Source organism: Pseudomonas sp. MIS38 (genome assembly GCF_019891575.1).
Lineage (GTDB): Bacteria > Pseudomonadota > Gammaproteobacteria > Pseudomonadales > Pseudomonadaceae > Aquipseudomonas > Aquipseudomonas putida_A.
Window position 1 is genome coordinate 87877 of the sequence record NZ_JAFLXF010000017.1, and the last position, 24158, is coordinate 112034.

At 61.6% G+C, this 24158-nt stretch carries 24 protein-coding genes; 12 read left to right on the forward strand and 12 right to left on the reverse strand.

Annotated elements, in window-relative coordinates; genetic code table 11:
• Positions 1-111: 111 nt before the first annotated feature.
• Together J1G18_RS19285 and J1G18_RS19290 are read right to left on the reverse strand one after the other, a co-directional pair.
• Positions 112-837 carry a 4'-phosphopantetheinyl transferase gene (locus tag J1G18_RS19285; RefSeq protein ID WP_223008286.1) on the reverse strand — a complete coding sequence of 242 codons (726 nt, stop codon included), beginning with the start codon at positions 835-837 and terminating at the stop codon, positions 112-114.
• A 161-nt stretch (positions 838-998) separates the two neighbouring features.
• Entirely contained in the window at positions 999-1790 is a 792-nt protein-coding gene (locus tag J1G18_RS19290) for a dienelactone hydrolase family protein (RefSeq protein ID WP_135296360.1), read from the reverse strand.
• A 221-nt stretch (positions 1791-2011) separates the two neighbouring features.
• Between J1G18_RS19290 and J1G18_RS19295 the strand changes: the two genes are divergently transcribed.
• Together J1G18_RS19295 and J1G18_RS19300 are read left to right on the forward strand one after the other, a co-directional pair.
• Positions 2012-2689, forward strand: coding sequence for a response regulator transcription factor (locus tag J1G18_RS19295; protein ID WP_134787108.1), 678 nt, complete (start codon positions 2012-2014; stop codon positions 2687-2689).
• Positions 2686-4032 (forward strand): ATP-binding protein, encoded by a 1347-nt coding sequence (locus tag J1G18_RS19300; RefSeq protein WP_223008287.1) that lies wholly within the window; start codon positions 2686-2688, stop codon positions 4030-4032. The genes J1G18_RS19295 and J1G18_RS19300 overlap by 4 nt, the downstream gene beginning before the upstream one ends.
• Before the next feature lie 205 nt (positions 4033-4237).
• Here the strand turns inward: J1G18_RS19300 and J1G18_RS19305 are convergent, their stop codons facing one another.
• A complete protein-coding gene (locus J1G18_RS19305; RefSeq protein WP_223008288.1) occupies positions 4238-5236 on the reverse strand; it encodes an AraC family transcriptional regulator in 999 nt (332 codons plus the stop codon).
• 350 nt (positions 5237-5586) lie between these two features.
• Between J1G18_RS19305 and J1G18_RS19310 the strand changes: the two genes are divergently transcribed.
• Positions 5587-6921 carry a dicarboxylate/amino acid:cation symporter gene (locus J1G18_RS19310; RefSeq protein ID WP_027612291.1) on the forward strand — a complete coding sequence of 445 codons (1335 nt, stop codon included), beginning with the start codon at positions 5587-5589 and terminating at the stop codon, positions 6919-6921.
• 257 nt (positions 6922-7178) lie between these two features.
• On the forward strand, positions 7179-8360 hold the full coding sequence (locus J1G18_RS19315; RefSeq protein WP_223008289.1) for a CaiB/BaiF CoA transferase family protein: 1182 nt from the start codon (positions 7179-7181) through the stop codon (positions 8358-8360).
• Between the two features lie 110 nt (positions 8361-8470).
• Here the strand turns inward: J1G18_RS19315 and J1G18_RS19320 are convergent, their stop codons facing one another.
• The gene (locus J1G18_RS19320; protein ID WP_003227192.1) at positions 8471-8965 is read right to left on the reverse strand and encodes a SprT family zinc-dependent metalloprotease; all 495 of its coding nucleotides are present in this window, start codon (positions 8963-8965) and stop codon (positions 8471-8473) included.
• A gap of 148 nt (positions 8966-9113) precedes the next feature.
• On the reverse strand, positions 9114-9716 hold the full coding sequence (locus J1G18_RS19325) for a Yip1 family protein (RefSeq protein WP_007917515.1): 603 nt from the start codon (positions 9714-9716) through the stop codon (positions 9114-9116).
• Positions 9717-10161: 445 nt separating this feature from the next.
• Between J1G18_RS19325 and ttcA the strand changes: the two genes are divergently transcribed.
• A complete protein-coding gene (ttcA, locus tag J1G18_RS19330) occupies positions 10162-10986 on the forward strand; it encodes a tRNA 2-thiocytidine(32) synthetase TtcA (RefSeq protein WP_007968702.1) in 825 nt (274 codons plus the stop codon).
• A 132-nt stretch (positions 10987-11118) separates the two neighbouring features.
• A complete protein-coding gene (locus J1G18_RS19335) occupies positions 11119-11793 on the forward strand; it encodes a DNA-3-methyladenine glycosylase I (RefSeq protein ID WP_098965089.1) in 675 nt (224 codons plus the stop codon).
• Positions 11794-11906: 113 nt separating this feature from the next.
• Here the strand turns inward: J1G18_RS19335 and J1G18_RS19340 are convergent, their stop codons facing one another.
• The 3 genes from J1G18_RS19340 to arsC are packed head-to-tail and all read right to left on the reverse strand — an operon-like array spanning position 11907 to position 13281.
• The gene (locus J1G18_RS19340; protein ID WP_098965087.1) at positions 11907-12332 is read right to left on the reverse strand and encodes a DUF2069 domain-containing protein; all 426 of its coding nucleotides are present in this window, start codon (positions 12330-12332) and stop codon (positions 11907-11909) included.
• 2 nt (positions 12333-12334) lie between these two features.
• A complete protein-coding gene (gene wrbA / locus J1G18_RS19345) occupies positions 12335-12931 on the reverse strand; it encodes an NAD(P)H:quinone oxidoreductase (protein ID WP_134787105.1) in 597 nt (198 codons plus the stop codon).
• The gene (gene arsC / locus J1G18_RS19350) at positions 12928-13281 is read right to left on the reverse strand and encodes an arsenate reductase (glutaredoxin) (RefSeq protein ID WP_134787104.1); all 354 of its coding nucleotides are present in this window, start codon (positions 13279-13281) and stop codon (positions 12928-12930) included. The genes wrbA and arsC overlap by 4 nt, the downstream gene beginning before the upstream one ends.
• A 114-nt stretch (positions 13282-13395) precedes the next feature.
• On the opposite strand from arsC, the gene J1G18_RS19355 reads away from it, so the two are divergent.
• The gene (locus tag J1G18_RS19355) at positions 13396-13863 is read left to right on the forward strand and encodes a TlpA disulfide reductase family protein (RefSeq protein ID WP_096796797.1); all 468 of its coding nucleotides are present in this window, start codon (positions 13396-13398) and stop codon (positions 13861-13863) included.
• Between the two features lie 210 nt (positions 13864-14073).
• On the opposite strand, the gene J1G18_RS19360 is transcribed toward J1G18_RS19355, so the two are convergent.
• Entirely contained in the window at positions 14074-14478 is a 405-nt protein-coding gene (locus tag J1G18_RS19360; protein WP_098965082.1) for an META domain-containing protein, read from the reverse strand.
• Positions 14478-14912 (reverse strand): hypothetical protein, encoded by a 435-nt coding sequence (locus tag J1G18_RS19365; protein ID WP_025112952.1) that lies wholly within the window; start codon positions 14910-14912, stop codon positions 14478-14480. Before J1G18_RS19365 ends, J1G18_RS19360 begins: the two co-directional genes overlap by 1 nt.
• 133 nt (positions 14913-15045) lie before the next feature.
• On the opposite strand from J1G18_RS19365, the gene J1G18_RS19370 reads away from it, so the two are divergent.
• The gene (locus tag J1G18_RS19370) at positions 15046-15486 is read left to right on the forward strand and encodes a hypothetical protein (RefSeq protein WP_098965080.1); all 441 of its coding nucleotides are present in this window, start codon (positions 15046-15048) and stop codon (positions 15484-15486) included.
• A gap of 12 nt (positions 15487-15498) precedes the next feature.
• On the opposite strand, the gene J1G18_RS19375 is transcribed toward J1G18_RS19370, so the two are convergent.
• Together J1G18_RS19375 and J1G18_RS19380 are read right to left on the reverse strand one after the other, a co-directional pair.
• Complete coding sequence (locus J1G18_RS19375) at positions 15499-16488, reverse strand: 2-hydroxyacid dehydrogenase (protein ID WP_135296355.1); 990 nt, start codon at positions 16486-16488, stop codon at positions 15499-15501.
• An 83-nt stretch (positions 16489-16571) separates the two neighbouring features.
• The gene (locus J1G18_RS19380; protein WP_098968440.1) at positions 16572-19325 is read right to left on the reverse strand and encodes a response regulator; all 2754 of its coding nucleotides are present in this window, start codon (positions 19323-19325) and stop codon (positions 16572-16574) included.
• A gap of 217 nt (positions 19326-19542) precedes the next feature.
• Here J1G18_RS19380 and J1G18_RS19385 point away from each other — a divergent pair, with 217 nt between their 5' ends.
• The 4 genes from J1G18_RS19385 (at position 19543) to rlmD (ending at position 24157) form a co-directional block, all read left to right on the forward strand.
• A complete protein-coding gene (locus J1G18_RS19385) occupies positions 19543-20265 on the forward strand; it encodes a response regulator transcription factor (protein WP_223008290.1) in 723 nt (240 codons plus the stop codon).
• Positions 20252-21676 (forward strand): sensor histidine kinase, encoded by a 1425-nt coding sequence (locus J1G18_RS19390; RefSeq protein ID WP_223008291.1) that lies wholly within the window; start codon positions 20252-20254, stop codon positions 21674-21676. Before J1G18_RS19385 ends, J1G18_RS19390 begins: the two co-directional genes overlap by 14 nt.
• A gap of 202 nt (positions 21677-21878) precedes the next feature.
• Positions 21879-22781, forward strand: coding sequence for a cysteine synthase CysM (gene cysM, locus J1G18_RS19395; protein ID WP_027612303.1), 903 nt, complete (start codon positions 21879-21881; stop codon positions 22779-22781).
• Entirely contained in the window at positions 22781-24157 is a 1377-nt protein-coding gene (rlmD, locus tag J1G18_RS19400; RefSeq protein ID WP_223008292.1) for a 23S rRNA (uracil(1939)-C(5))-methyltransferase RlmD, read from the forward strand. Before cysM ends, rlmD begins: the two co-directional genes overlap by 1 nt.
• Position 24158: the final 1 nt, after the last annotated feature.

Genomic DNA, 24158 nt, shown 5'->3' on the forward strand with positions numbered 1-24158 from the left:
CGTTAGCAGAAATGGCGCCTTCGCGAGCAAGCCCGCTCCCACAGGGGAATGTATTTCAAGGGTGGGAGCGGGCTTGCTCGCGAAGGCGGTGCAACAGTCGCCGAAAAATCCTCAGGCCGGAATGCTGACCAGACTCAACAACTGCCCATCCTGCACACCAAATTGCGCTTCCAGCTCGGTGCCATGACGCCATTCGCCAGACAAGTCAGTCAGCAAACGCAACCGGACCTGACCCTGCTCCGTCCACTCCAGCACCTCGGCGTGCTCGAAGTAGAAACGCTTCTGCACAATCGGGTACAGCGCCTTGAACAGGCTCTCTTTCACCGAAAACGTCAGGGTCACGCACAACGCCAGTTGTTCCCGCGCACCGGCGGCCATGCGTTGCAGCTCCGGCGGCGTCAGAATCTCCCCGGCCAGGCGTTCGGCGCGCTCGGTCTCGAGCAGGTTTTCCAGATCCATGCCCAAGCCGCGCCAGTGCCGCTTGTTGGCGACAATCGCCGCCGCGTGTCCGGTGCTGTGAGTGATCGAGCCGCAGATGTGCGCCGGCCACACCGGTGCGCGGTCTTCGCCAATCGCCGGAATCACGTTTGAGCCTTCCAGTTGCTGCAGCGCAGCCCGGGCGCAGATTCGTCCGGCAAGAAACTCGGCCTGCCGTTTGGCCACCGAGCGCTGAATGCTCGGCGGCGGCTCGATGGCGCTGCGCTGGAAGTCATCGCCGAGCAGTTGCTTCGGGTCGAAACGGGTACTGAGCAGCACGGTCTCGGGCAACACGTTGGGCAACGGCCAATGGGCGTCGAGCGGGGTGCAGCAGGCGGGGAGGGGCGGGCTGGAATTCATGGCGGGCATTTTGCCGGTTGGCGCGGATGCTGGGTAGAGCCAAATCCTGTATCTGGCGGCGCTAATCCTGTAGGAGCTGCCGAAGGCTGCGATCTTTTGATCTTGCTTTTTTAAGATCAAAAGATCGCAGCCTTCGGCAGCTCCTACAGGGTGGATGTGGATCAGCCAAAGATTTTCTGGAAGAACGCCTTCATGTCCGCCCAGGATTTTTCATCGGCCGCCTTGTTGTAACCGATATCCGGGCCACCATGATCGCCGTGGCTCAAACGATCGGCATCCGGATTGGTGAAACCATGCTTGGCGCCGTCGAGGCTGACGAATGTGTAGTCGGCGCCGGCCTTGTCCATCTCGGATTTGAATGCGGTGACGTTGTCCGGGGTGACCATGCTGTCCAGCGCACCGTGCTCGACCAGAACCTTTGCCTTCACACTGCCGGGCGTCGCCGGGGTGGTGGTCGCCAGCGCACCGTGGAAACTCACCACGCCCGCCAGCGGCTCGCCCTGACGCGCGGCGTTGAGCACCACGCCACCGCCGAAGCAGTAACCGATGGCGCCGATTTTATTGACGTCGGTCTGCGGCTGCTTTTTCAGCAGGTTCAACCCGGCCTCGAAACGTTTGCTGGAGGCCGCGGCATCCTGGGTCGCGGCTTGCATGAACGCCATCGCATCTTTCGGGTGCTCAGTGTTCTTGCCTTCGCCGTACATGTCGATCGCCAGCGCGCTGTAGCCCAGTTCGGCGAGATCGCGGGCGCGACGTTTGGCGTAATCGTTAAGGCCCCACCATTCATGCACCACGACGACTCCAGGGCGTTTGCCCTTGATCGCGTCGTCGTAGGCGTAGTAGCCGATCAGTTTGGTGCCGTCGGCACTCTGGTAGGGAATCTCCTGGGTCTTGATCGCGGCGTTGGCCAGACTGCTGGCGGTGAGCAAGGCGAGGGCGAGGAACAGGCGCATGGTCGGTCTCCTTATCGAAAGTGGTCAGGACAGCCTAGTCGATTTGATTCAGTGCAGGTTCACCGAGTGTTCAGGGCAGGTACAGGGGCGGCTTGCTAACCTTGCAGCCTATCGAACAGCAATGAGAAAGTTGTCGCCTGTGCCGTCGCCTTCGCGAGCAGACTCGCCCTCACAAGTATGCTGTTGACGTTGGAGCTTTTTGATTTGCCCGGGAGAGCGTTATGAAACTGTTGGTCGTCGAAGATGAAGCGCTGTTGCGCCATCACCTGCAAACCCGCCTGACGGAGAGCGGTCACGTGGTCGAGTCCGTGGCCAATGCCGAAGAGGCGCTGTACCAGACCGGACAGTTCAACTTCGATCTGGCGGTCATCGACCTCGGCCTGCCAGGCATGGGCGGTCTGGACTTGATCCGGCAGTTGCGCTCGACCGGCAAGACCTTTCCGATCCTGATCCTCACCGCGCGCGGCAACTGGCAAGACAAGGTCGAAGGCCTGGCGGCCGGTGCCGACGACTACGTGGTCAAGCCGTTCCAGTTCGAAGAACTCGAGGCGCGACTCAACGCCTTGCTGCGTCGCTCCAGCGGCTTCACCCAGTCCACCATCGTCGCCGGACCGCTGTTGCTGGACCTCAATCGCAAGCAGGCATCGCTGGATGCAGAGCCGCTGGCGCTGACTGCCTACGAATACCGCATCCTCGAATACCTCATGCGCCACCACCAGCAAGTGGTGCCCAAGGATCGCCTGATGGAGCAGCTCTATCCGGATGACGACGAGCGCGATCCGAACGTGATCGAAGTGCTGGTCGGCCGCCTGCGCCGCAAGCTCGAAGGACCGGGCGGGTTCAAACCGATCGACACCGTGCGCGGTCTCGGCTACCTGTTCAATGAGCGCTGCACTTGATTCGTTCTCTTCGCGTTCGTTTGATGCTCGCCGCCACCACGTTGGCGGTGTTGTTCATGCTTGGCTTGCTGCCGGCCATGCAAGGCGCGTTCAGCCTGGCATTGCAGGACTCGATCGAGCAGCGCCTGGCCTCGGATGTGACCACGCTGATTTCGGCGGCACGTATCGAGAACGGTCGCCTGCAGATGCCGGCGCAGTTGCCTGACGAGCGATTCAACCTTACTGACGGGCGTCTGCTGGGCTACATCTATGATCGCGAGGGGCATCTGGTCTGGCGCTCCAAGGGCACAGAAGAAGGGCAGATCAACTACAAGCCGCGTTACGACGGCATGGGCAATGAGTTCGCGCGGATTCGCCAGGCCAGCGGTCAGGAATTTTTTGTCTACGACGTCGAAGTCAAGTTGCTCGGGGGCAAGAGTGCGGCATTCAGCTTTGTGACCCTGCAACCGGTGCACGAGTACGAATCGACGCTCGAAGGCCTGCGCGACAACCTTTATCTGGGCTTTGGTGCTGCACTGTTTGTCTTGCTTGCGCTGTTGTGGATTGGCCTGACCTGGAGTTTGAAAGCCTTGCGCCGGTTGAGTCAGGAGCTCGATGAAATCGAAAGCGGCACTCGCGAAAGCCTCAGCGAACAACACCCGCGCGAACTGCTGCGCCTGACCGGCTCGCTCAACCGTCTGCTGCACAGTGAGCGCCAGCAGCGCAGCCGCTACCGTGACTCCCTCGATGATCTGGCGCACAGCCTGAAAACCCCGTTGGCGGTACTGCAAGGGGTCAGTGAAGACATGGCCCAACGCCCGGAAGATCGCGATCAAGCCTGGGTGCTGCAAACCCAGATCGAGCGCATGAGCCAGCAGATCAGCTATCAACTGCAGCGCGCCAGCCTGCGCAAAAGCGGCCTGGTGCGCCATCAAGTGCGACTGCAACCGGTACTCAAAAGCCTGTGCGACACGCTGGACAAGGTCTACCGCGACAAACACGTGCGGGTGGCGTTTGATCTGCCGGAGCACTGCTACGTGCCGATCGAGCAGGGCGCGCTGCTGGAGATGATGGGCAACCTGCTGGAAAACGCCTATCGCCTGTGCCTGGGCGAAGTGCGCATCAGCGTGCGTGAGAGCCTGGCCGGTATCGAATTGTGTATCGAAGACGACGGCCCCGGCGTGCCGCCGAATCAGCGCGCGCGGATCCTCGAGCGCGGCGAACGTCTGGATCGTCAGCACCCGGGGCAGGGCATCGGGCTGGCGGTGGTCAAGGACATCATCGAAAGCTACAACGCCAAGCTGATGCTCGGGGATTCGCCGATGGGCGGGGCGGCGTTCAGGATTCAGTTTCCTGCGGTTTAATTGGAAGTTGCCCTCACCCTAGCCCTCTCCCAGAGGTAGAGGGAACTGACCTAAGTGTCTCCAGAAAATGATCGACCTGAGTGATTTGCCTCGAATATGGATTCAGCAGAGAGCTTTCAGGTCGGCGTATTTATCGAGCTTCCCCCATCCAGTCCCCTCTCCCTCCGGTAGAGGGTTAGGGTGAGGGGCTTTTGACGTTAAAGCCTCACTGCTCCTGCGCCCGATACGCCCCCGGCGTCAGCCCGGTCCATTTCTTGAACGCCCGGTGAAACGCCGAGGGCTCGGAAAACCCCAACTGCTCGGCAATCTGTTGCAACGACAGGTCCGCCCGGCCCAGGTGATAAATCGCGATGTCGCGGCGCAACTGATCCTTCAACTCCTGAAAACTGCTGCCTTCCTCACGCAAATGCCGACGCAGGGTTTGCGGGCTGATGTGCAGCTGCGCGGCCACCGCTTCGAGGTCCGGCCACTGCGCACTGTCGCGGCTGAGCAAGCGGCGCAGGCGACTGCTGAGGCTGTCGCCGTCGTCCGGGCGCGATAGCAGGTCGGCGGGTGAGCGTTCGAGAAAGTGCTTGAGGGTGCGTTCGTCCTGCAACAGCGGCATGTGTAGATAGCGACTGTGAAACAGCAGGCTGCTCTGCTGGGCGGAAAACACCAAAGGGCAGGGGAATAACAGGTCGTACTCGGCACCGTGCGCCGGTTTCGGGTAACTGACGGTGGCCTGCTCCAGACGAATCCGCTGGCCGATCAGCCAACTGCCGAGGCGATGCCAGATCACCAGCAGGCTCTCGCTGAGAAAGTGATCCGGGTCCCATAACTGCGAGTCATCAAGGCTCAGGCGTACCCATTCGTCTTCGCGGCTCAGGCTCAGGCGCGGAGCCTCGGGGAATAGGCTATAAAACAATAAACCGCGTTGCAGTGCCTTCTCCAGATTGCGGCAGTGGATCAGCGCGTGGCACATCATCGCGAAGCTGCCGGGTTTGCTTGGCGCGTTGCCGAAGCCCAGGTACTCATCATCCAGCGCCAGCCACAGGCTCTGGATCAGTTGGGTGAATTGCTCCGGTGCAATTCGCGCCCGGGGTTCATCGAGCAACTCGGGACTGATGCCCAGTTGCTGCAGCAGCGGCGCATAGTCGAACCCCGAACGGCGCGCGCCACCGAGGGCGGCGCGGGCGAAATGACTGGCGATGGTACGTTCGCGCATAAGCGGCAGATCCTTCCTCAAGCGCCGGATGGTAGCCGGGGCATGCGCAGGGCAACAAGGCGGATTTCCGCCAAATTGTAGGACGAGAGCCGCTGACTTGGCGGAAATCCGCCACACTGGCGTCACCGGGCAGTGACAAAAAATACTCTGCATCCCCTGATATCAAAAGGCTTGCAGCGAATTGCACCAAAGTGGCACGGCGTTTGCGATAAGAGCGACAGAAGCGTGCGTTTATCCCGAGGGAAAAGCGCTGCTCGAACAACAAATCCCTCCAGTGCAGGAGGGTTCGCAATTCAGGTTCTGCGCCCAACAGATGGATGTTGCCCGCGGGACGCTTGAGGACACTTGCAATGACGACTCGTCAGCCACTGTACAAATCTCTGTATTTCCAGGTGATCGTCGCGATCATCATCGGTATTGCCCTTGGTCACTACTACCCGCAGTTCGGTGTGGCGGTAAAGCCACTGGGTGACGGGTTCATCAAGCTGATCAAAATGATCATTGCCCCGATCATCTTCTGCACCGTAGTCAGCGGCATCGCTGGCATGCAAAGCATGAAGTCGGTCGGCAAGACCGGCGGTTATGCACTCCTGTACTTCGAAATCGTTTCGACCATCGCCCTGCTGGTCGGCCTGATCGTGGTCAACATCGTGCAGCCGGGCAACGGCATGCACATCGACGTCAGCACCCTCGACGCCTCGAAAGTCGCGACCTACGTGCAGCAAGGCGCAGACCAGAGCGTAGTCGGCTTCCTGCTCAACGTGATCCCGACCACCATCGTCGGCGCGTTCGCCACCGGTGACATCCTGCAAGTGCTGATGTTCTCGGTGATCTTCGGTTTCGCCCTGCATCGCCTGGGTGACTATGGCCGTCCGATCCTCGACTTCATCGATCGCTTCGCCCACGTGATGTTCAACATCATCAACATGATCATGAAGCTCGCGCCAATCGGTGCCTTCGGCGCGATGGCGTTCACCATCGGTGCTTACGGTGTCGGCTCGCTGGTGCAGTTGGGTCAACTGATGGCCTGCTTCTACATCACCTGCCTGGCCTTCATCCTGATCGTGCTGGGTGCCATCGCCCGCATGCACGGCTTCAGCGTGCTGAAGATGATCCGCTACATCCGTGAAGAACTGCTGATCGTACTCGGTACCTCGTCCTCGGAATCGGTACTGCCACGCATGCTGATCAAGATGGAGCGTCTGGGCGCGAAGAAATCCGTCGTGGGTCTGGTGATCCCGACCGGTTACTCGTTCAACCTCGACGGTACCGCGATCTACCTGACCATGGCTGCAGTGTTCATTGCTCAGGCCACCGACACGCACATGGACATCACCCATCAGATCACCCTGCTGGTGGTGTTGCTGCTGTCTTCCAAAGGTGCCGCCGGTGTGACCGGTTCGGGCTTCATCGTGCTGGCCGCCACTCTGTCGGCGGTCGGTCACCTGCCGGTGGCCGGTCTGGCGCTGATCCTCGGTATCGACCGCTTCATGTCCGAAGCCCGCGCCCTGACCAATCTGGTCGGCAACGCCGTGGCGACCATCGTGGTTGCCAAGTGGGTGAAAGAGCTGGACACCGACGTGCTGCAATCCGAGCTGGCTTCGGGCGGTCGCGGTATCGCCGATACCCGTCCGGAAGATGACCTGGGTGTGGCTGAAGGTGCTACTCCGAGCAACGTCAAGTAATCTGAATTGGCTCCAGTGTAATGCTGGAGTCTGAGAGCCCTTGTGGTGAGGGGATTCATCCCCGATGGGTCGCGAAGCGGCCCCTTCTTAGATAGAAGGGGGACTGCTGCGCAGTCCATCGGGGATGAATCCCCTCGCTACAGGGGTTTTTTATTGCCTGCGATTTGAGCATTACGGTCACTGCCGCTGATGCATCCGGTGATTGCCGTGCGCGGCAGCGCTGCCTAGGCTGGGTGCATCGCCCAAGGAGATCGCCCATGTCCGCGCCGCTGACCTCACTGAAAATTCTGGATTTCTCGACCCTGCTGCCAGGGCCGTTCGCCTCGCTGTTGCTGGCGGACATGGGCGCCGAGGTGCTGCGCATTGAATCACCGACGCGCATGGACCTGCTGCGGATGCTGCCGCCGCATGATCAAGGTGTGTCCGCCAGCCACGCTTACCTCAACCGCAACAAGCGCAGTCTGGCGCTGGATCTCAAACAGCCTGAGGCGCTGGAGGTGGTCAGGCAGTTGCTGGCCGACTACGACATTGTCCTCGAGCAGTTCCGCCCCGGTGTAATGGAGCGTCTGGGTCTGGGTTATGAGGCGCTGAGGGCGATCAACCCGAAGCTGATTTACGTGTCGATCACCGGCTACGGCCAGACCGGGCCGTACAAGGATCGCGCCGGGCATGACATCAACTACCTGGCGCTGGCCGGTCTGTCCAGTTACACCGGCCGCGCCGACAGCGGGCCGTTGCCGCTGGGCATGCAGGTGGCGGATGTGGCGGGCGGATCGTTGCACGGGGTGATCGGCCTGCTGGCGGCGGTCATCGCCCGGCAGCAGACCGGGCAGGGCACGCATCTGGACGTGAGCATGACCGATTGCGCCTTCAGCCTGAACGCCATGGCCGGTGCCGGCTATCTGGCCTGTGGCGAGGAGCCGCACTGGGAAGAGCAGATGCTCAATGGCGGCAGCTTTTACGACTACTACCGCACTCGCGACGGGCGCTGGTTGTCGGTGGGCAGTCTTGAACCGGGGTTCATGCAGCAACTGTGTCAAGCGCTGGGCCGGCCGGAGCTGGCGGCGCAGGGCTTGTCGCCGAAACCCGAGCAGCAACGGTTATTGAAGGATGCGTTGAAAGTCGAATTCGAGAAGCACGACTTTGCCGAGCTGCGCGCGTTGTTTGCCGAGGTCGATGCCTGTGTCGAACCGGTCTTGAACCTGAGCGAGGCGGTGCAGCATCCGCAGTTGCAGGCGCGTGAACTGGTGACCCAGGTGCCGCGTGGCGATGGCACGACCCAGGCGCAGATCGCCTGTCCGCTGAAGTTCTCCGAAGCGCTGCCGGCGCCGCGGCATGTTGGCGCGGGGTTGGGACAGCATACTGAGCAGGTGTTGGGGGAGTTGGGGTTTGATGCTGAGCAGATTGCCGAGTTGCGGCGTGCCAAGGTGATTCTCTAGCGTCTGTGCCGGCCCTTTCGCGAGCAAGCCCGCTCCCACAGGGGAATGCATTTCAAAATGTGGGAGCGGGCTTGCCCGCGAAGGCGTCGGCGGCGACAACACCGAACCGGCTATTCCACCCGCATCTCACCACTGAACACCAAAGTGTTGCGGCATCTACGGCATAAATACCGTCGCCCTTGGCGCACCAGGCTATGACGCTGCGCCGAAAACGGAAAATCACTGTCGGCGCACGGGCATTTGTAGATGTAGCGGGTCACGCTGCGGCGTTTGATTGCGTAGGTGTGGCAGCGATCCGGCGGCAGCTCGTAAACCCCGCGCATGATCAGTTGCCACTCCTCGCCGTGCGGCTGGATACGGTCGCCGAACAGTTGATGGGCGATCAGGTGCGCGACTTCGTGGGCCACGGTCTGCTTGAGGAAGTGTTCGGTGTTTTCCCGGTACAGCTGCGGATTGAAGCGCAGCAGGTTCTCGTGCAGATGCGCGACACCGGCTTTTTGCCCGCGCAGCTTGAGGCTGACGACCGGGCGTTGGAAATGACGTTTGAAAAAGGCTTCAGCGAGTTGGTAACAGTCTTCGACGCGGGTATTGAGTTGCTCGGGCATGCTTGATGGATCTCCAGAGGCGTCGAGTATGCCGCAACGTTCCTGACTTGCGAATCGCTGACCTGCCGAATGGTCATCCGCCAAACGAGAAGGCCGCCTTGCGGCGGCCTGTATTGGCAGATCTTGTTTTTCTCTGGGGTGAAGCTTGTCAGTTGGTATACACCGGCCCCACGCCGAGGCCCCAGACAATCACGGTGAACGCCATGATGGCCACCAGCACCACCAGACCCACCGCCAGCACTGAGCTGGAAAACAGGAAGCCTTCGTCCGACGGAATGTTCATGAACGTCGGCAGCCCCACGTACAGCAGATACACCGTGTAGCAGATGGCCGCCGTGCCGACGATCATTCCCAGCCACATGTGTGGATACAGCGCCGCCAATCCGCCGACGAACAACGGTGTCGCGGTGTAGGTGGCGAATGCCACGCAACGGGCCAGACTCGGGTTGGCGTCATAGGTGCGGGCCATCCAGTGCACGAACGCGCCCATCACCGCGACCCCGCCGAGCATCGCCAGGTACGACATCACGGTCATCCAGATCGCACTTTCGACGGTGAGCATCACCGGTGCGCGATTGCCGATCACCCAGCCGACCTGAGTGGTGCCGATAAACGCCGAAACCGCCGGAATCGCCGCCAGGATCAGCGTGTGTGTCAGGTACATGTGGCTGATGCTTTCCTCTTGGTCGCCACGGATTTCCTTCCATTCCTGATCGGGGTGGGTAAAAAGTCCCACTACGTGATGGATCATGCCAGTCACTCCTCTTGTTATTGCCATCGCCCCCCAACGGAGCGCCTACGGGCCAAAGGTGGCCGAGCAAATTCAGGTCTTCAGATGTGTGCGACCTTATGTCGCAGTATAGAAAGGACTTAACCGCACAGGGACTAGGGGCTTAGAGCAAATTGCGCTGTAAACACGGGGTGTAATCGCGGCAGGGTCTTGCACATTCGAGGCCGGATCGACTCTGTGGCGAGGGAGCTTGCTCCCGCTCGGCTGCGCAGCAGTCGCCAATCCTTGCGGTTCGGTGCGTCAGGAAAATAGCGGCTGCAGGTTTGGGGGCGCTTCGCACCCCAGCGGGAGCAAGCTCCCTCGCCACAGGGGATCGGTTGAAAGTGACAGACCCACGGTCCTTCGCCCTCAGCGGGTTTTTTGCGTAAAATGCCCGCCTTTCGTCACACCTCACGGATTTCGCGTCATGGGCACTCTTACGGTCAACCAGAACAAACTGCAAAAGCGCCTGCGCCGCCTGGCCGGCGAAGCGGTCGCCGATTTCAACATGATCGAAGACGGCGACAAGGTCATGGTCTGCCTGTCCGGGGGCAAGGACAGCTACACCATGCTCGACGTGCTGCTGCACCTGCAGAAGGTTGCACCGATCAAGTTCGAGATCGTCGCAGTGAACATGGACCAGAAGCAGCCGGGTTTCCCCGAGCATGTGCTGCCAGCCTATCTGAAAGAGCTGGGCGTCGAGTACCACATCGTCGAGAAGGACACCTACTCGGTGGTCAAGGAGCTGGTGCCGGAAGGCAAGACCACCTGCTCGCTGTGCTCGCGCCTGCGTCGCGGCACGCTGTACACCTTCGCCGACGAAATCGGCGCGACCAAAATGGCCCTCGGTCACCATCGCGATGACATCGTCGAGACGTTCTTCCTCAACATGTTCTTCAACGGCACCCTCAAGGCGATGCCGCCCAAGCTGCGCGCCGACGACGGGCGCAACGTGGTGATCCGTCCGCTGGCCTACTGCAACGAGAAAGACATCCAGGCCTACTCGGACTTCAAGGAATTCCCGATCATCCCGTGCAACCTCTGCGGTTCGCAGGAAAACCTGCAGCGTCAGGTGGTCAAGGAAATGCTTCAGGACTGGGAGCGCAAGACTCCGGGCCGAACTGAAAGCATCTTCCGCAGTCTGCAGAACGTGGTGCCGTCGCAACTGGCCGACCGCAACCTGTTCGACTTCACCAGCCTGAAGATCGACGAGACCGCGGCTTCGCGCTTCGTCAACGTGGTCAATCTGTAAACACTGTCCCTGTGGGAGCGGGCTTGCTCGCGAAGGCGGTGTATCAGTCGCTATATGCGCCGACTGACACTCAGTCTTCGCGAGCAAGCCCGCTCCCACATTGGTTTTTTGTTTCATTCAATAGGAGAGGGCATGCGCGATTACAAGTGGCTGCACGAATACTGTCTGAACCGCTTCGGTTCGGCGGCTGAACTGGAAGCCCATCTGCCCGTTCCCAAGACTCCCGCGCAATTGCGCAAGATCAGCGACGATCGTTACCTCTCGACCATGGCCCTGCGCGTGTTTCGCGCTGGTCTGAAGCACAGCCTGGTGGACGCCAAGTGGCCGGCCTTCGAAGAAGTGTTCTTCAGGTTCGACCCGGAAAAAGTCGTGCTGATGAGCGCCGAACACCTCGAACGCCTGATGCAGGACGCGCGAATCATTCGCCACCTGGGCAAGCTCAAGAGCGTGCCGCGCAATGCCCAGTTCATCCTCGATGTGGAAAAGGACAAGGGCAGTTTCGGCGCGCTGATCGCCGACTGGCCGGTGACCGATATCGTCGGTCTGTGGACCTACCTGAAAAAGCACGGGAGTCAGTTGGGCGGGCTGTCGGCGCCGCGCTTCCTGCGCATGGTCGGCAAGGACACGTTCGTGCCGAGCTACGACGTGGTCGCGGCGCTGAATGCACAGAAGATCGTCGACAAGGCGCCGACCAGTCTGCGCGATCTGGCGATTGTGCAGAACGCGTTCAATCAGTGGCATGAACAGAGTGGCGGGCGGCCGATGAGCCAGATTTCGATGATGCTGGCGTACACCGTCAACCATTAAGACCGCATCGCCCCATTCGCGAGCAAGCCCGCTCCCACAGGATTCTTGTTGAAACACAATATTGTGATCGACACAAAAACTGTGGGAGCGAGCTTGCTCGCGAAGGCGTCAGCTCAGGCGGCGGAAATCTCGCCCTCGCCAGCCAGCTTGCGATTCAACTGATACCGCCACCGCACATACAGCAGCGCCGAGCAGAACAGCGCCAGGCTCGCGGCCATCTCCAGCACGCCAAACAGTTGCCGGTTCGGGTCATACGCTGCCAGTGCGCCCTTGATGAAATACAGATTCACCACAAAGCACATCCACGAGTGCGCACGCGCGTTGCCCATCAGCATCCCCGGCGCAAGGATCAGCCACGGGATCAGCTCGACCAGCAGGATCACCCACGGTCGGGCGCCGTGCAGGTCGGCGAACACCAGGTAGTAAGCGGCGAGCAGCCCGGCGAGGCCGAAGAAGCACAACAGGCTGACGATCCGCATCGCCTTGACGCGGGGTTCGAGCCACTCGACGGAGGGCAGGACTTTCGGCTTCTTCGCCACCCTTAGCCCTCCAGTTTTTGCGCGGTCTTGGCCAGGCGTGCGCCGAGTGCGCGACACAGCGCCATCTCGTGCTGATCGAGACCTTTTTTGCCATCGGCCCCGGCGTGATGACTGGCGCCATACGGCGTACCGCCGCCCTGGGTTTCCAGCAGCGCCGACTCGCTATACGGCAGGCCGGTGATCAGCATGCCGTGGTGCAACAGCGGCAGCATCATCGACAGCAGGGTGGTTTCCTGGCCGCCGTGCAGGCTGGCGGTGGAGGTGAAGACGCCGGCCGGTTTACCGACCAGTGCACCGGTCAGCCACAGGTTACTGGTGCCGTCGAGGAAGTACTTGAGCGGCGCGGCCATGTTGCCAAAGCGCGTTGGGCTGCCGAGAGCCAGACCCGCGCAATTCTTCAGGTCATCGAGCGTGGCATACAGCGCGCCTTCGTCGGGAATGTCAGCGGCCACCGCTTCGCACTCGGTGGAAATTGCCGGCACGGTACGCAGGCGCGCTTCGAGACCGGCCTGTTCGACACCGCGGGCGATCTGCCGGGCCATCTCGTTGGTCGAGCCGTTGCGGCTGTAATACAGAACCAGAATGTACGGCGCGCTCACGGCAGCAGCTCCAGCACATTTTCCGGCGGACGACCGATCACAGCCTTGTCGCCGACTTCGAGAATCGGTCGTTCCATCAGTTTTGGATGCTGGGCGATGGCGTCGATCAATTGCGCTTCGCTGAGGCTTTCGTCAGCCAGCTGAAGCATTTTGTATTCATCTTCTCCGTTGCGCAGCAACTGACGCGCGCTGATCCCGAGCTTGCCGAGCAGTGCCTTGATTTGCACCGCATTCAGCGGGGTTTCGAGGTAACGCACCACGTTCGGGGTCAGGCCACGGGCCTCGAGAAGTTCCAGCGCGCCGCGGGATTTCGAGCAGCGCGGATTGTGATAAAGCGTCAGATCGGTCATGACGGGTCGCTTCTGGCGTAAAGTGGCGGCTATTCTAACTGTGCAGCGCGCAATCCAGAACCTTCAGAGGCGATGGGTCGCAGGCGCATTCAATTTTTGACCAGGGAACATGACATGACACGGCGATTGGCAGCGGCATTGACGATAATCGGGGCGTTGATGCTGGGGGGCTGCGGCAACGACTACGGCATTGACCAGAATGGTCAGAAGGTTGCGTCCGAGCGTCTGGACAAACAATGGGTAGTCATCAATTACTGGGCCGAATGGTGTGGCCCGTGCCGCACGGAAATTCCTGAGCTCAATCATTTGGCTGACGAACTCAAGAGCAAGAACATCGGCGTGTTCGGGGTCAACTTCGACAACGTCCAGGGTGAAGACCTGAAGAGCGCCAGCGAGAAGCTGGGCATCAAGTTCACCGTGCTGGCGCAGGATCCGGCGGACCTGTTCGACCTGCCGCGCAGTGAGGCCTTGCCGGTGACCTACATCATCGACAACAAGGGCAAGGTGCGTGAGCAGTTGATGGGCGAGCAGACGGCGGCGGGGGTGATGGCCAAGCTGGAGGCGTTGCAGGCGACAAAGTGAGCTGCCTCTAAAGAGCAACCCTCACCCCAGCCCTCTCCCAGAAGGAGAGGGAGCTGACCGAGGTGTCTGGCGCTTCCATCGACCTGGAAGATCGTGTCGATTATGGATTCAGCGAAGATCCTTCAAGTCGGCGCACACTTTCAGAACCCCCCAATCAGTTCCCTCTCCCTTTGGGAGAGGGTTAGGGTGAGGGTTTGGCGTTCTTGAGGGTTAACCCTCTTCCAGCCACCAGCGCAACGGCTTGCCTTCGGCCGGCCAGAAGCGCATCTGCTCGATCGGCGAGATATCCCAGCGCTCAACGCCTTGCAGCGCCTGCAGGAAGCGTTGTTCCTGCTCCATCAGCGCCGGGGCGCAGAGTTTGCGGGTCTTGCCGATCGGGCCGAAGCTCAGCTTGTCACCCTCGAGGGTGTACGGTGCGAACCAGTGGTTGCAGCCGCCATTGCCGTATGCGCGGCCATCGTCACCGAGGGTCACGGTCAGATGGCTGTAATCCATCAATGGCCGCTCGCCGATCCACTCCAGAATGTAGCTGCGGTTTTGCTGCAATTGCACAGGCTCTGCGGCGCAGCCTACCAGAGCGGCACCGACCAGCAGCGGCAGGGCAAGGCGTTTCATCACGCAGGCTCCTGGCATTTCGGGCACAGGTGCTTGTCGCCGACGGCTTTCCAGCCCAGCTCGGCGATGCGCGCCGTGGCGGCCGGTTTCTCGGCGGTCTTGCCCAGCTTGGCGTCCACCGCGAACTCGAAGTTCAGCTCTTTGGCGCAGCTGTCGCAGTTGACCTGCCAGGTGTGGATCGCCAGTTCGCCGAAGACCGGGCCGGTGGTCATCGCGGTCCATTGGCCCGGCGGATTGATCAGGTGGCGCACGGTGTCGACGGTCAGGCGCATGGACAAGTCCTTGCTGCCTTTGAGGGTGACCAACAGGACGTCACCGTTGCGGATCGAGCCACCGTTGCCGGTGACCTGATAGCGGCCCGGTACGAGGGCGCGGCATTCGGTGAGGGTGTGTTGCGGGTTCATCAGGGTGTAGCGGAAATCGTGTTCGACCATGGGTCCTCCAAATCTGCGCGACATGCTAGCACGGGCTGGATTGCAGGATGGCGTACACGTGCGACCTTCGATCCGGTTCAAATCGTCCGGCGCTCATGGCAAACTGCCGCCCTTCACTCTGAGGGAACGGAACATGGCGCTGATCGAATGTTATGAATGCAAGCGGAGCATCAGCTCGGAAGCAAAGGCGTGCATTCATTGTGGTGCTCCGATGGCGCAGCAGCATGAGCACACACCGGCGCAAGCCGCCGCCGCGACGATTTCATTTGGCAGCCTGCCGCGCAATAAATCCGTGCCCGAGGCGTTTATCCCGCCACCAGCCCCTGAGCCCGCGCCGCGCGTTTCACCGGCGGCGGTCGGTCGCCGCCGCCGGCAACCGGAACCCGCACCTCAACTTCAGCCCAACGCCGACGGTTCGCGTCCGGTGGAAGGCTGGTTGAAGATCATGGTGTTCCTGCTGCCGATGGTCTTTGTCTGGTTCCTGCTGCGTAACGGTCATTCGATGAAGCAGCGCTTTTTCGGTTTTGGCTGGCTGGCGTTGCTGATCCTGGCCTCGTCGCTGTCGCCGAAGTAAACCGGCAAGCCTTCAACCCTCGACCTGGTTCTGCGGTGCACCTGCAGCCCAGGTCGCGATGTTGTGCAGGGTGGTCGCGGCAATCGCGCCCAGCGCTTCATGGGTCAGAAACGCCTGATGCGCGGTGATGATCACGTTCGGGAAAGTCAGCAGCCGCGCCAATACGTCGTCCTGCAACGGCAAGTCGCTGCGATCCTCGAAAAACAGCTGCGCCTCTTCTTCATACACATCCAGTCCCAGATAGCCCAGTTGGCCGTCTTTCAAGGCGTCGATCAGCGCCGGCGTGTCGACCAGGCCGCCGCGTCCGGTGTTGATCAACATCGCCCCCGGTTGCAGGTGTGCCAGTGACTCGCGGTTGATCAAGTGTTTGCTCTGGGCGTTGAGCGGGCAGTGCAGGCTGATGATCCGTGACTGCGCGAGCAGCTCCGGCAGACTCAGGTAACGGGCGCCCAGCGCCACGATCTCAGGGTTTGGGTACGGGTCGTAGGCCAGCAATTGGCAACCGAAACCGTGCATGATTTTCGCGAACGTCGCGCCGATCTGCCCGGTGCCGACGATGCCCACGGTCTTGCCCACCAGATCGAAACCGGTCAGCCCGTGCAGCGTGAAATCGCCTTCGCGGGTGCGGTTGTAGGCGCGGTGCAGGCGTCGGTTGAGTGCCAGAATCAGCGCCACCGCGTGTTCGGCCACCGCATGTGGCGAGTAGGCCGGTACCCGCACCACGGCCAGCCCGAGGCGTTTTGCCGCGAGCAGATCAACATGGTTGTAGCCCGCCGAGCGCAGGGCGATCAGCCGTGTGCCACCGGCGGCGAGGCGCTCCAGCACCGGCGCACTGAGGTCGTCATTGATGAAGGCGCAGACCACCTCGTGCTGCTCGGCCAGGGCGGCGGTGTCGAGACTGAGCCGGGCCGGTTGAAAGTGCAGTTCTATCCCGGTCGGGCATTCGGCGCCGAGGAAGCTGTCGCGGTCATAGGTCTGGCTGCTGAAAACGAGCGTGCGCATGAATTCCTCCTGGAACGGGGTGGCGAGTCAGCGTTGACGGCCACCACTTTAACGGCGGATGCCGCTGCCGGCATTGCCGTGGATCAGGCGCTGATCCTGGCTTGCGTCGCGAGTCGATTGATCGCCCGCTCCAGTTCTTCCAGCGCCACCACTGCCTTCGGATCGCCCTGTTTGAGCAGGGTTTCACTGCGCTGACAGGCCGCGCGTAACTGCGGCACGCCACAATATCGGGTCGCACCGTGCAAACGATGCACGCGCTCGATCAGCGCGTTCTGATCGCGAGCTTCACTGGCGGCACGAATGGCTTCGCGGTCGGCCTCCAGCGAGGCGAGCAACATGGCCAGCATGTCGGCTGCCAGATCGGCCTTGCCGGCGGCCAGGCGCAGGCCTTCTTCGTGGTCGAGCACCGGCAACTCACTGCCACCCGCCGCGCTGTCGCTGGCCCGTTCCGTTCCTTGATTGCGCAAGGCCAGACCGGTCCACTTCAGCACCACTTGCGCCAGTTGCCGCTCGCTGATCGGCTTGGTCAGATAGTCATCCATGCCGCTTTGCAGCAAGGCGCGTTTTTCGTTGGCCATGGCGTGGGCGGTGAGGGCGACGATCGGCAGCGGTGTGCTATGCCGTTCGCTTTCCCACTGGCGAATGGTTTCGGTGGTCTGGCGTCCGTCCATGCCCGGCATCTGTACGTCCATCAGCACCAGATCGAAGGATTCGCTCTGCACCGCTTTGACTGCTGCGTAGCCGCTTTCCACGGCCAGAACCTTGGCGCCCATGTCTTCGAGCAGGGTCTGCACCAGCAACAGGTTGGCCGGGTTGTCGTCGACGCACAGCACTTTCGGTGCACGGCTCGACAGCGGTTCACCCGGCTCGTTACGCGGCTGGCGTGGATTGGCCAGATCGGCCAACGCCCGACGCAGTTTGCGCGTGCAGGCTGGTTTGGCTTGCAGCTGGCTGTGCGGGTTGGGCACCGAGAGATGGAACAGCGTCTGTTCGGTGGTCGGGCACAGCACCAGCACTTTGCAACCGAGGTGTTCGAGGTCCCAGATATGCTGATTCAGGCGCTCCGGGAGCATGTCGTTGCTGGTGATGCCGAGCACCGCAAGATCGATCGCCTGATCGGTCTGGTGCGCGCCAGTGACGCCGTTGGTCAGGCTCTCCAGCGTATTGAACGGCGTGACGTCGAGGCCGCAGTCTTCCAGTTGATGCTGCAGGGCCTGACGTGCCAGTTCGTGATTTTCCAGCACCGCCACGCGACGCCCGAGCAGTGGCGGGCCCGGCAGGTCTTCGCTGTCGTCGCGGGTTTTCGGCAGGCTCAGGCTGATCCAGAATTCCGAGCCTTCGCCCGGGGTGCTGTCGACGCCGATTTCGCCACCCATCTGTTCGATCAGACGCTTGGAGATCACCAGACCCAGACCGGTACCGCCGGGTTGGCGCGACAGCGAGTTGTCGGCCTGACTGAATGCCTGGAACAACGCGCGCACGTCCTGACTCGACAGGCCGATGCCGGTGTCCTGAATGCTGATGCGCAACTGCACGCTGTCTTCGTGTTCTTCTTCAAGCATGGCGCGGGCGACGATGGTGCCTTCGCGGGTGAACTTGATCGCGTTGCTGACCAGGTTGGTGAGGATCTGCTTGAGGCGCAGCGGGTCGCCGACCAGTGACAGCGGCGTGTCGCGATAAACCAGACTCACCAGCTCCAACTGCTTTGCGTGGGCGGCCGGGGCCAGGATGGTCAGGGTGTCCTGCAGCAGATCGCGCAGGTTGAACGGGATGTGGTCGAGCACCAGTTTGCCGGCCTCGATCTTCGAGAAATCGAGAATCTCGTTGATGATCCCCAGCAGGCTGTCGGCGGACTTTTCGATGGTGCCCAGATAGTCGAGCTGGCGCGGCGTCAGTTCGCTTTTCTGCAACAGATGCGTGAAACCGAGAATGCCGTTGAGCGGCGTGCGGATCTCATGGCTCATGTTGGCGAGGAACTCGGATTTGATCCGGCTCGCCTCCAGCGCCTCTTTGCGTGCCAGATCCAGTTCGATGTTCTGGATCTCGATGGTTTCCAGATTCTGCCGCACGTCTTCGGTGGCCTGATCGACGCTGTGCTGCAGTTCTTCGCGAGCGTTCTGCAGGGTGCCGGCCATGCGGTTGATGCCCGAGGCGAGCTCGTCCAGTTCCTGACTGCCGAGCGGTGGCAGGCGGGTTTCCAGATGACCGTCCTTGAGCTGGGCAACTGCCTGTTTGATCTGGCTCAGCGGGCGGTTGATGGTGCGGCCCATGCGCAACGCGAGCAGGGCCGCGCCCGCCAGACCGGCGGCAATCAGCAGCAGGCTGGCAAACAGGCTGCGATAACCGCGCAGCAGCATGCCGTTGTGCGACAGCTCCAGTTCGACCCAGCCGAGCAGACGGTCGGATTCTTCGGGGATCAGATCACCAGCGAGGTTGCGATGCTTGCCGAACACCGGCATCAGGTAACGGGTGGCGTCATTGCCGCTGCGCCGTTGCAGTTGTGCACTGTCACCGCTGGGCGCCTGATTGAGCATGGTCGGGCCGGCGTGCGCCAGCGGTGTGCGGTCGGGGGCGAGGAAGGTGACGGCGCGCACGTCAGGTTGTTCGAGGGACTGGGTGGCGATGCGTTCGAGCAGATCGGTGTTGCCGTGGCCCATGGCGGGCGCCACCAGCGGCGCCAGTTGTTCGGCGATCATTTCACCGCGCTGCATCAATTGGGTCTGCAAATCGGACTGTTGCATCCAGGTGAAATAGCCACCGAGCACCAACGCCATCAGGCTGGTGGGCAACAGGGTCAGCAACAACACGCGACCTTTGATTCCCAGTTTCTTGAGCACACCCATCTCCTGCATCCCGCTGAACTGTTGACTCGCACGTGCGTCCGGCACGCGACATTGGCGCAGTGTAGCGATTTGCAGGCGGGCAATCTTCGGAAAAATCATGTCGCCATTGGTCGGCGCGGCCTGGCGCGTTTGTCCGGCCGGTCAAGCTTGGGTTGCCCGATGGCGGGCAATCTTGAATAATCGGCCAACTGAGAATTATTAGCAGATACTCATGACTCCTGTTTCCACCGACCTGCCACGCATTCTCGCCATTGAGGACGACCCGGTGCTGGGCGCCTATGTTCACGAGCATCTGGGCCGCAGCGGCTTTGCGGTGACCTGGTGCCAGAACGGTCAGGAAGGGCTGAACATTGCGCGTCACCAGCCGTTCGACGTGGTGCTGATGGACATTCTGCTGCCGGGGCTCGACGGCCTGAAGGTGCTGACGCAATTGCGCCAGAGCCATTCGACGCCGGTGCTGCTGATGTCGGCGCTGGGCGCCGAGGCCGATCGCATCAGCGGTTTTCGCCTGGGCGCCGATGATTACCTGCCCAAGCCGTTCAGCATGGCCGAGTTGCATGTGCGGATCGAAGCGATCCTGCGCCGGGTGGCGCTGGATCGACGTCCGGCAGCGATTGCCCCGGCTACGATCCACGGCGCGCTGCGTTTCGACGACGAACAGTGCGAAGTCTTCTATAACCAGCATGCTGCCGGCCTGACCCGCAGCGAATACCGTCTGCTGGAAACCCTCAATCGCAACGACGAAGAAGTGCTGAGCAAGGCCTTCCTTTATCAGCATGTGCTGCAACGCGGCTACGCGGCCCACGACCGCAGCCTCGACATGCACATCAGCCAGATCCGCCGCAAACTCAAGGCCATCGGTTACGCCGAACGGGAAGTGCGCACGGTGTGGGGCAAGGGTTATGTGCTGAGTGCCACCGATGAAAGTCTCTGACCTGCCGGGGCGGCATTCGCTGTTCTGGAAACTGGCGTGTCTGCTGGTAGCGTTCTGTCTGTTGATGATCTGGCTGAGCTGGTCCTGGGGCCGCTACATGGAAGAGCGCAACCAGTATCTCTCCGACGAGGCGCGCGGCACCCTCAGCCGCTATGCCGGCGAAGCCGAGCGGGCGTGGCAGCGCGGTGAGCGTGACGGGGTCGATAACTGGTTGCAGAGCATGGAGCTGCGTGAGGCCGCCTGGGTCGGGGTGATCGACCGCAATCTGCAGTCGTTGAGCAGCGATCCGCTGAATGAACAGGAAATCCAGCACCTGACCTTTTTACGCGGCCTCGACTGGCCGATCCACAAGCAAGGCCGGCCATGGCTGCGCGTACCGTTTCCGCAGAATCCGTCCGCCGGCAGTCTGGTGATCGAGTTGCCCGAGCGCTTCCTGCCGGGGAAATACCGGGTGTTCTGGCGGGTGATCACCAATGGCGTGATTCCGGGGCTGTTCACTCTGTTGCTGTGTGTCGGCCTGTATCGCTTGCTGGTGGTGCCGCTGAACAATCTACGCAAGCAGGCCAATGCGTGGCGTGCCGACCAATTGAATGTGCGTCTGTCGAGCGGCATTACCCAGCGCCCGGACGAACTCGGTGAACTGGCGCGGGCCTTCGATTCAATGTCCGAACGCCTGCAATCCACCGTCGCCTTGCAACAGCAATTGCTGCGCGACCTGTCCCATGAACTGCGCACGCCGCTGAGCCGGCTGCGGGTGGCCAGTGAAAGCGAACAGGATCTACGGCAACTGCGCGAGCGCATCGGCCGTGAAGTCGACGGCATGCAACGACTGGTCGAAGACACCCTGCAACTGGCGTGGCTCGACACCGAGCGTGCGCCGCTGCCGGACGAGGCGATCCAGATTCAGGCCTTGTGGGAAATGCTCACCGACAATGCCTGTTATGAAAGCGGCTGGCTGAGCCTGCAATTGCAGTGCGCGGTGCCGGCGTCGTGCTGGGTGCGCGGCAACCTCAATACTTTGGCGCAGGCGCTGGAGAACATTCTGCGCAACGCCATTCGGCATTCGCCCGAGGGCGGCATCGTGCGCCTCGATGGACGGCGTGACGGCGATTACTGGCATTTATGGCTGGAGGATCAGGGCGGCGGGGTGGCCGAGGGCGATCTGCAACGGATCTTCTCGCCCTTCACCCGCCTCGACGGCTCGCGCCCGGGGGATGGCGGGTTTGGGCTGGGGTTGAGCATTGCGAGGAATGCGGTGCAGCGCCAGGGCGGGATGGTGTGGGCGGAGAATGGTGGGGCAGGGTTGCGCTTGAATTTTCGGCTGATTGCCGATGACGGCGGCGTGACGGCTGACGCCTTCGCGAGCAAGCCCGCTCCCACTTTGGATGTGTGTCGTCCGCAGATTGTATAACCAACACCGCCACCCTCCTGTGGGAGCGGGCTTGCTCGCGAAGGGGCCCTTCGATTCACCGCTGAACTCAAAAGTCGCACCACCGGTGCGACATTCATCTGCTTATTCCCAGAAACCATAAGCACCGCACTTTGCGTGATATGGCCTGCGAACGTTTGCCGGTATGATAGGCGCCCCCGCACGTCTGGATTGCGAATACGCCATGACCCTGCAGTACCCAACCATCGCCGATTGCGTCGGCAACACTCCGCTGGTGCGTTTGCAGCGCCTGCCCGGTGCCACCAGCAACACCCTATTGCTCAAGCTCGAAGGGAACAACCCGGCGGGTTCGGTCAAGGACCGTCCGGCGCTGTCGATGATCACCCGTGCCGAACTGCGCGGGCAGATCCACGCCGGTGACACGCTGATCGAAGCGACCTCGGGCAACACCGGGATTGCGCTGGCCATGGCCGCCGCGATCAAGGGTTACAAGATGATCCTGATCATGCCGGACAACTCCAGTGCCGAACGTAAAGCGGCGATGACCGCTTACGGTGCCGAGCTGATTCTGGTCAGTCAGGAAGAGGGCATGGAAGGCGCTCGCGATCTCGCCCAGCGGATGGAAGCCGAAGGCCGTGGCAAGGTGCTTGATCAGTTCGCCAATGGCGACAACCCTGAAGCGCACTACACCACCACCGGCCCGGAAATCTGGCGTCAGACCCAGGGCACCATCACCCATTTCGTCAGTTCGATGGGCACCACCGGCACCATCATGGGCGTCTCGCGCTACTTGAAAGAGCAGAGCGACAGCGTGCAGATCATCGGGCTGCAACCGATGGAAGGCTCGGCCATTCCCGGTATCCGTCGCTGGCCGCAGGAATACCTGCCGAAGATCTATCAGGCCGACCGCGTCGACCGTATTGTCGACATGGCGCAAAGCGAAGCCGAGGATGTCACCCGGCGTCTGGCCCGCGAAGAAGGCATCTTCTGTGGCGTGTCCTCGGGTGGTGCGGTGGCAGCCATGCTGCGCCTGTCCAAAGAAGTTGAAAACGCGGTGATCGTCGCGATCATCTGCGACCGTGGCGACCGTTATCTGTCGACCGGCATTTTCGACGCGCCCAACTGATGGCCAAGCACGAGAGAGGCCTGCGCTTCCAGCCCACCGGCGGCAGCAAGGCCGCGCAAATTCCGACCGGCAAAAAACAGCGCTTGAACATCGAGCGCCTGGCCAATGACGGTCGCGGCATCGCGTTTTTCGAAGGCAAAACCTGGTTCGTCCTCGGCGCCCTTGCCGGTGAAGAGGTCGAGGCGCGGGTACTTGGCGCCCACGGCAAAGTGGTCGAGGCGCGCACCGAGCGCGTGTTCAAGGCCAGCGAGTTGCGTCGTGCGGCAGCCTGTCAGCATGCCGGCCGCTGCGGCGGGTGCAGCGTGCAACACTTGCCCCACGCCGAGCAGCTTGCCCTGAAACAGCGCATGCTCGCCGAGCAGCTGTCGAAGGTCGCCGGGGTCGCGCCTGACGAATGGGCTGCGCCGTTGACTGGCCCGGAATTCGGCTATCGCCGCCGCGCGCGGATCGCCGTGCGCTGGGACATGAAAGCCAAGCAGCTTGAAGTCGGTTTCCGCGCTGCCGGCAGTCAGGACATCGTCGCCATCAACGAATGCCCGGTGCTGGTACAGCCCTTGCAACCGATCATGACCCGCTTGCCGGAGATGCTCCGTCGTTTGAGCAAACCGCAGGCGCTGGGGCATGTCGAGTTGTTCAGTGGTTCATCGCTGGCGGTGTTGTTGCGACACATGGCGCCGCTGTCCGAAGCCGACCTGACGATCCTCAAGGATTTCTGCCAGTTCCATGCAGCGCAACTGTGGTTGCATGGCGAAGGCCAGCCGCAACCGGTGGATGCCACGCAGGCGCTGGGCTATCGCCTGGAGCAGTGGGATCTGGATCTGGCCTGGCGGCCAGGGGATTTCATCCAGGTCAACGCTGGGGTCAACGAGGCGATGGTCGCGCAGGCGCTGGACTGGCTGAAGCCGACCGGTGACGAGCGCGTGCTCGACCTGTTCTGCGGTCTGGGTAACTTCGCCTTGCCGCTGGCCAAAAGCGTGCGTGAAGTGGTGGCGGTGGAGGGCGTGCAGACCATGGTCGACCGTGCCGCTGCCAATGCTGCTAGCAACAATTTGCATAACACAAAGTTTTTTCAAGCCGATTTATCCCAGCCTTTGACCGATGCCCAGTGGATCGGAAACGGCTTTTCTGCGGTACTCTTGGACCCACCGCGTGACGGTGCTTTCGAGGTGGTGCGCAAGCTCGCGACCCTGGGTGCGAAACGGTTGGTGTATGTATCGTGCAACCCTGCAACTCTGGCGCGCGATACGGTCGAATTGATCAAGCAGGGCTACCGGTTAAAACGTGCCGGGATTCTCGATATGTTTCCTCAGACGGCACATGTCGAGGCCATGGCGTTATTTGAAGCGAGCCAGGATGGCTCGTCTGAATCCGTCTGAC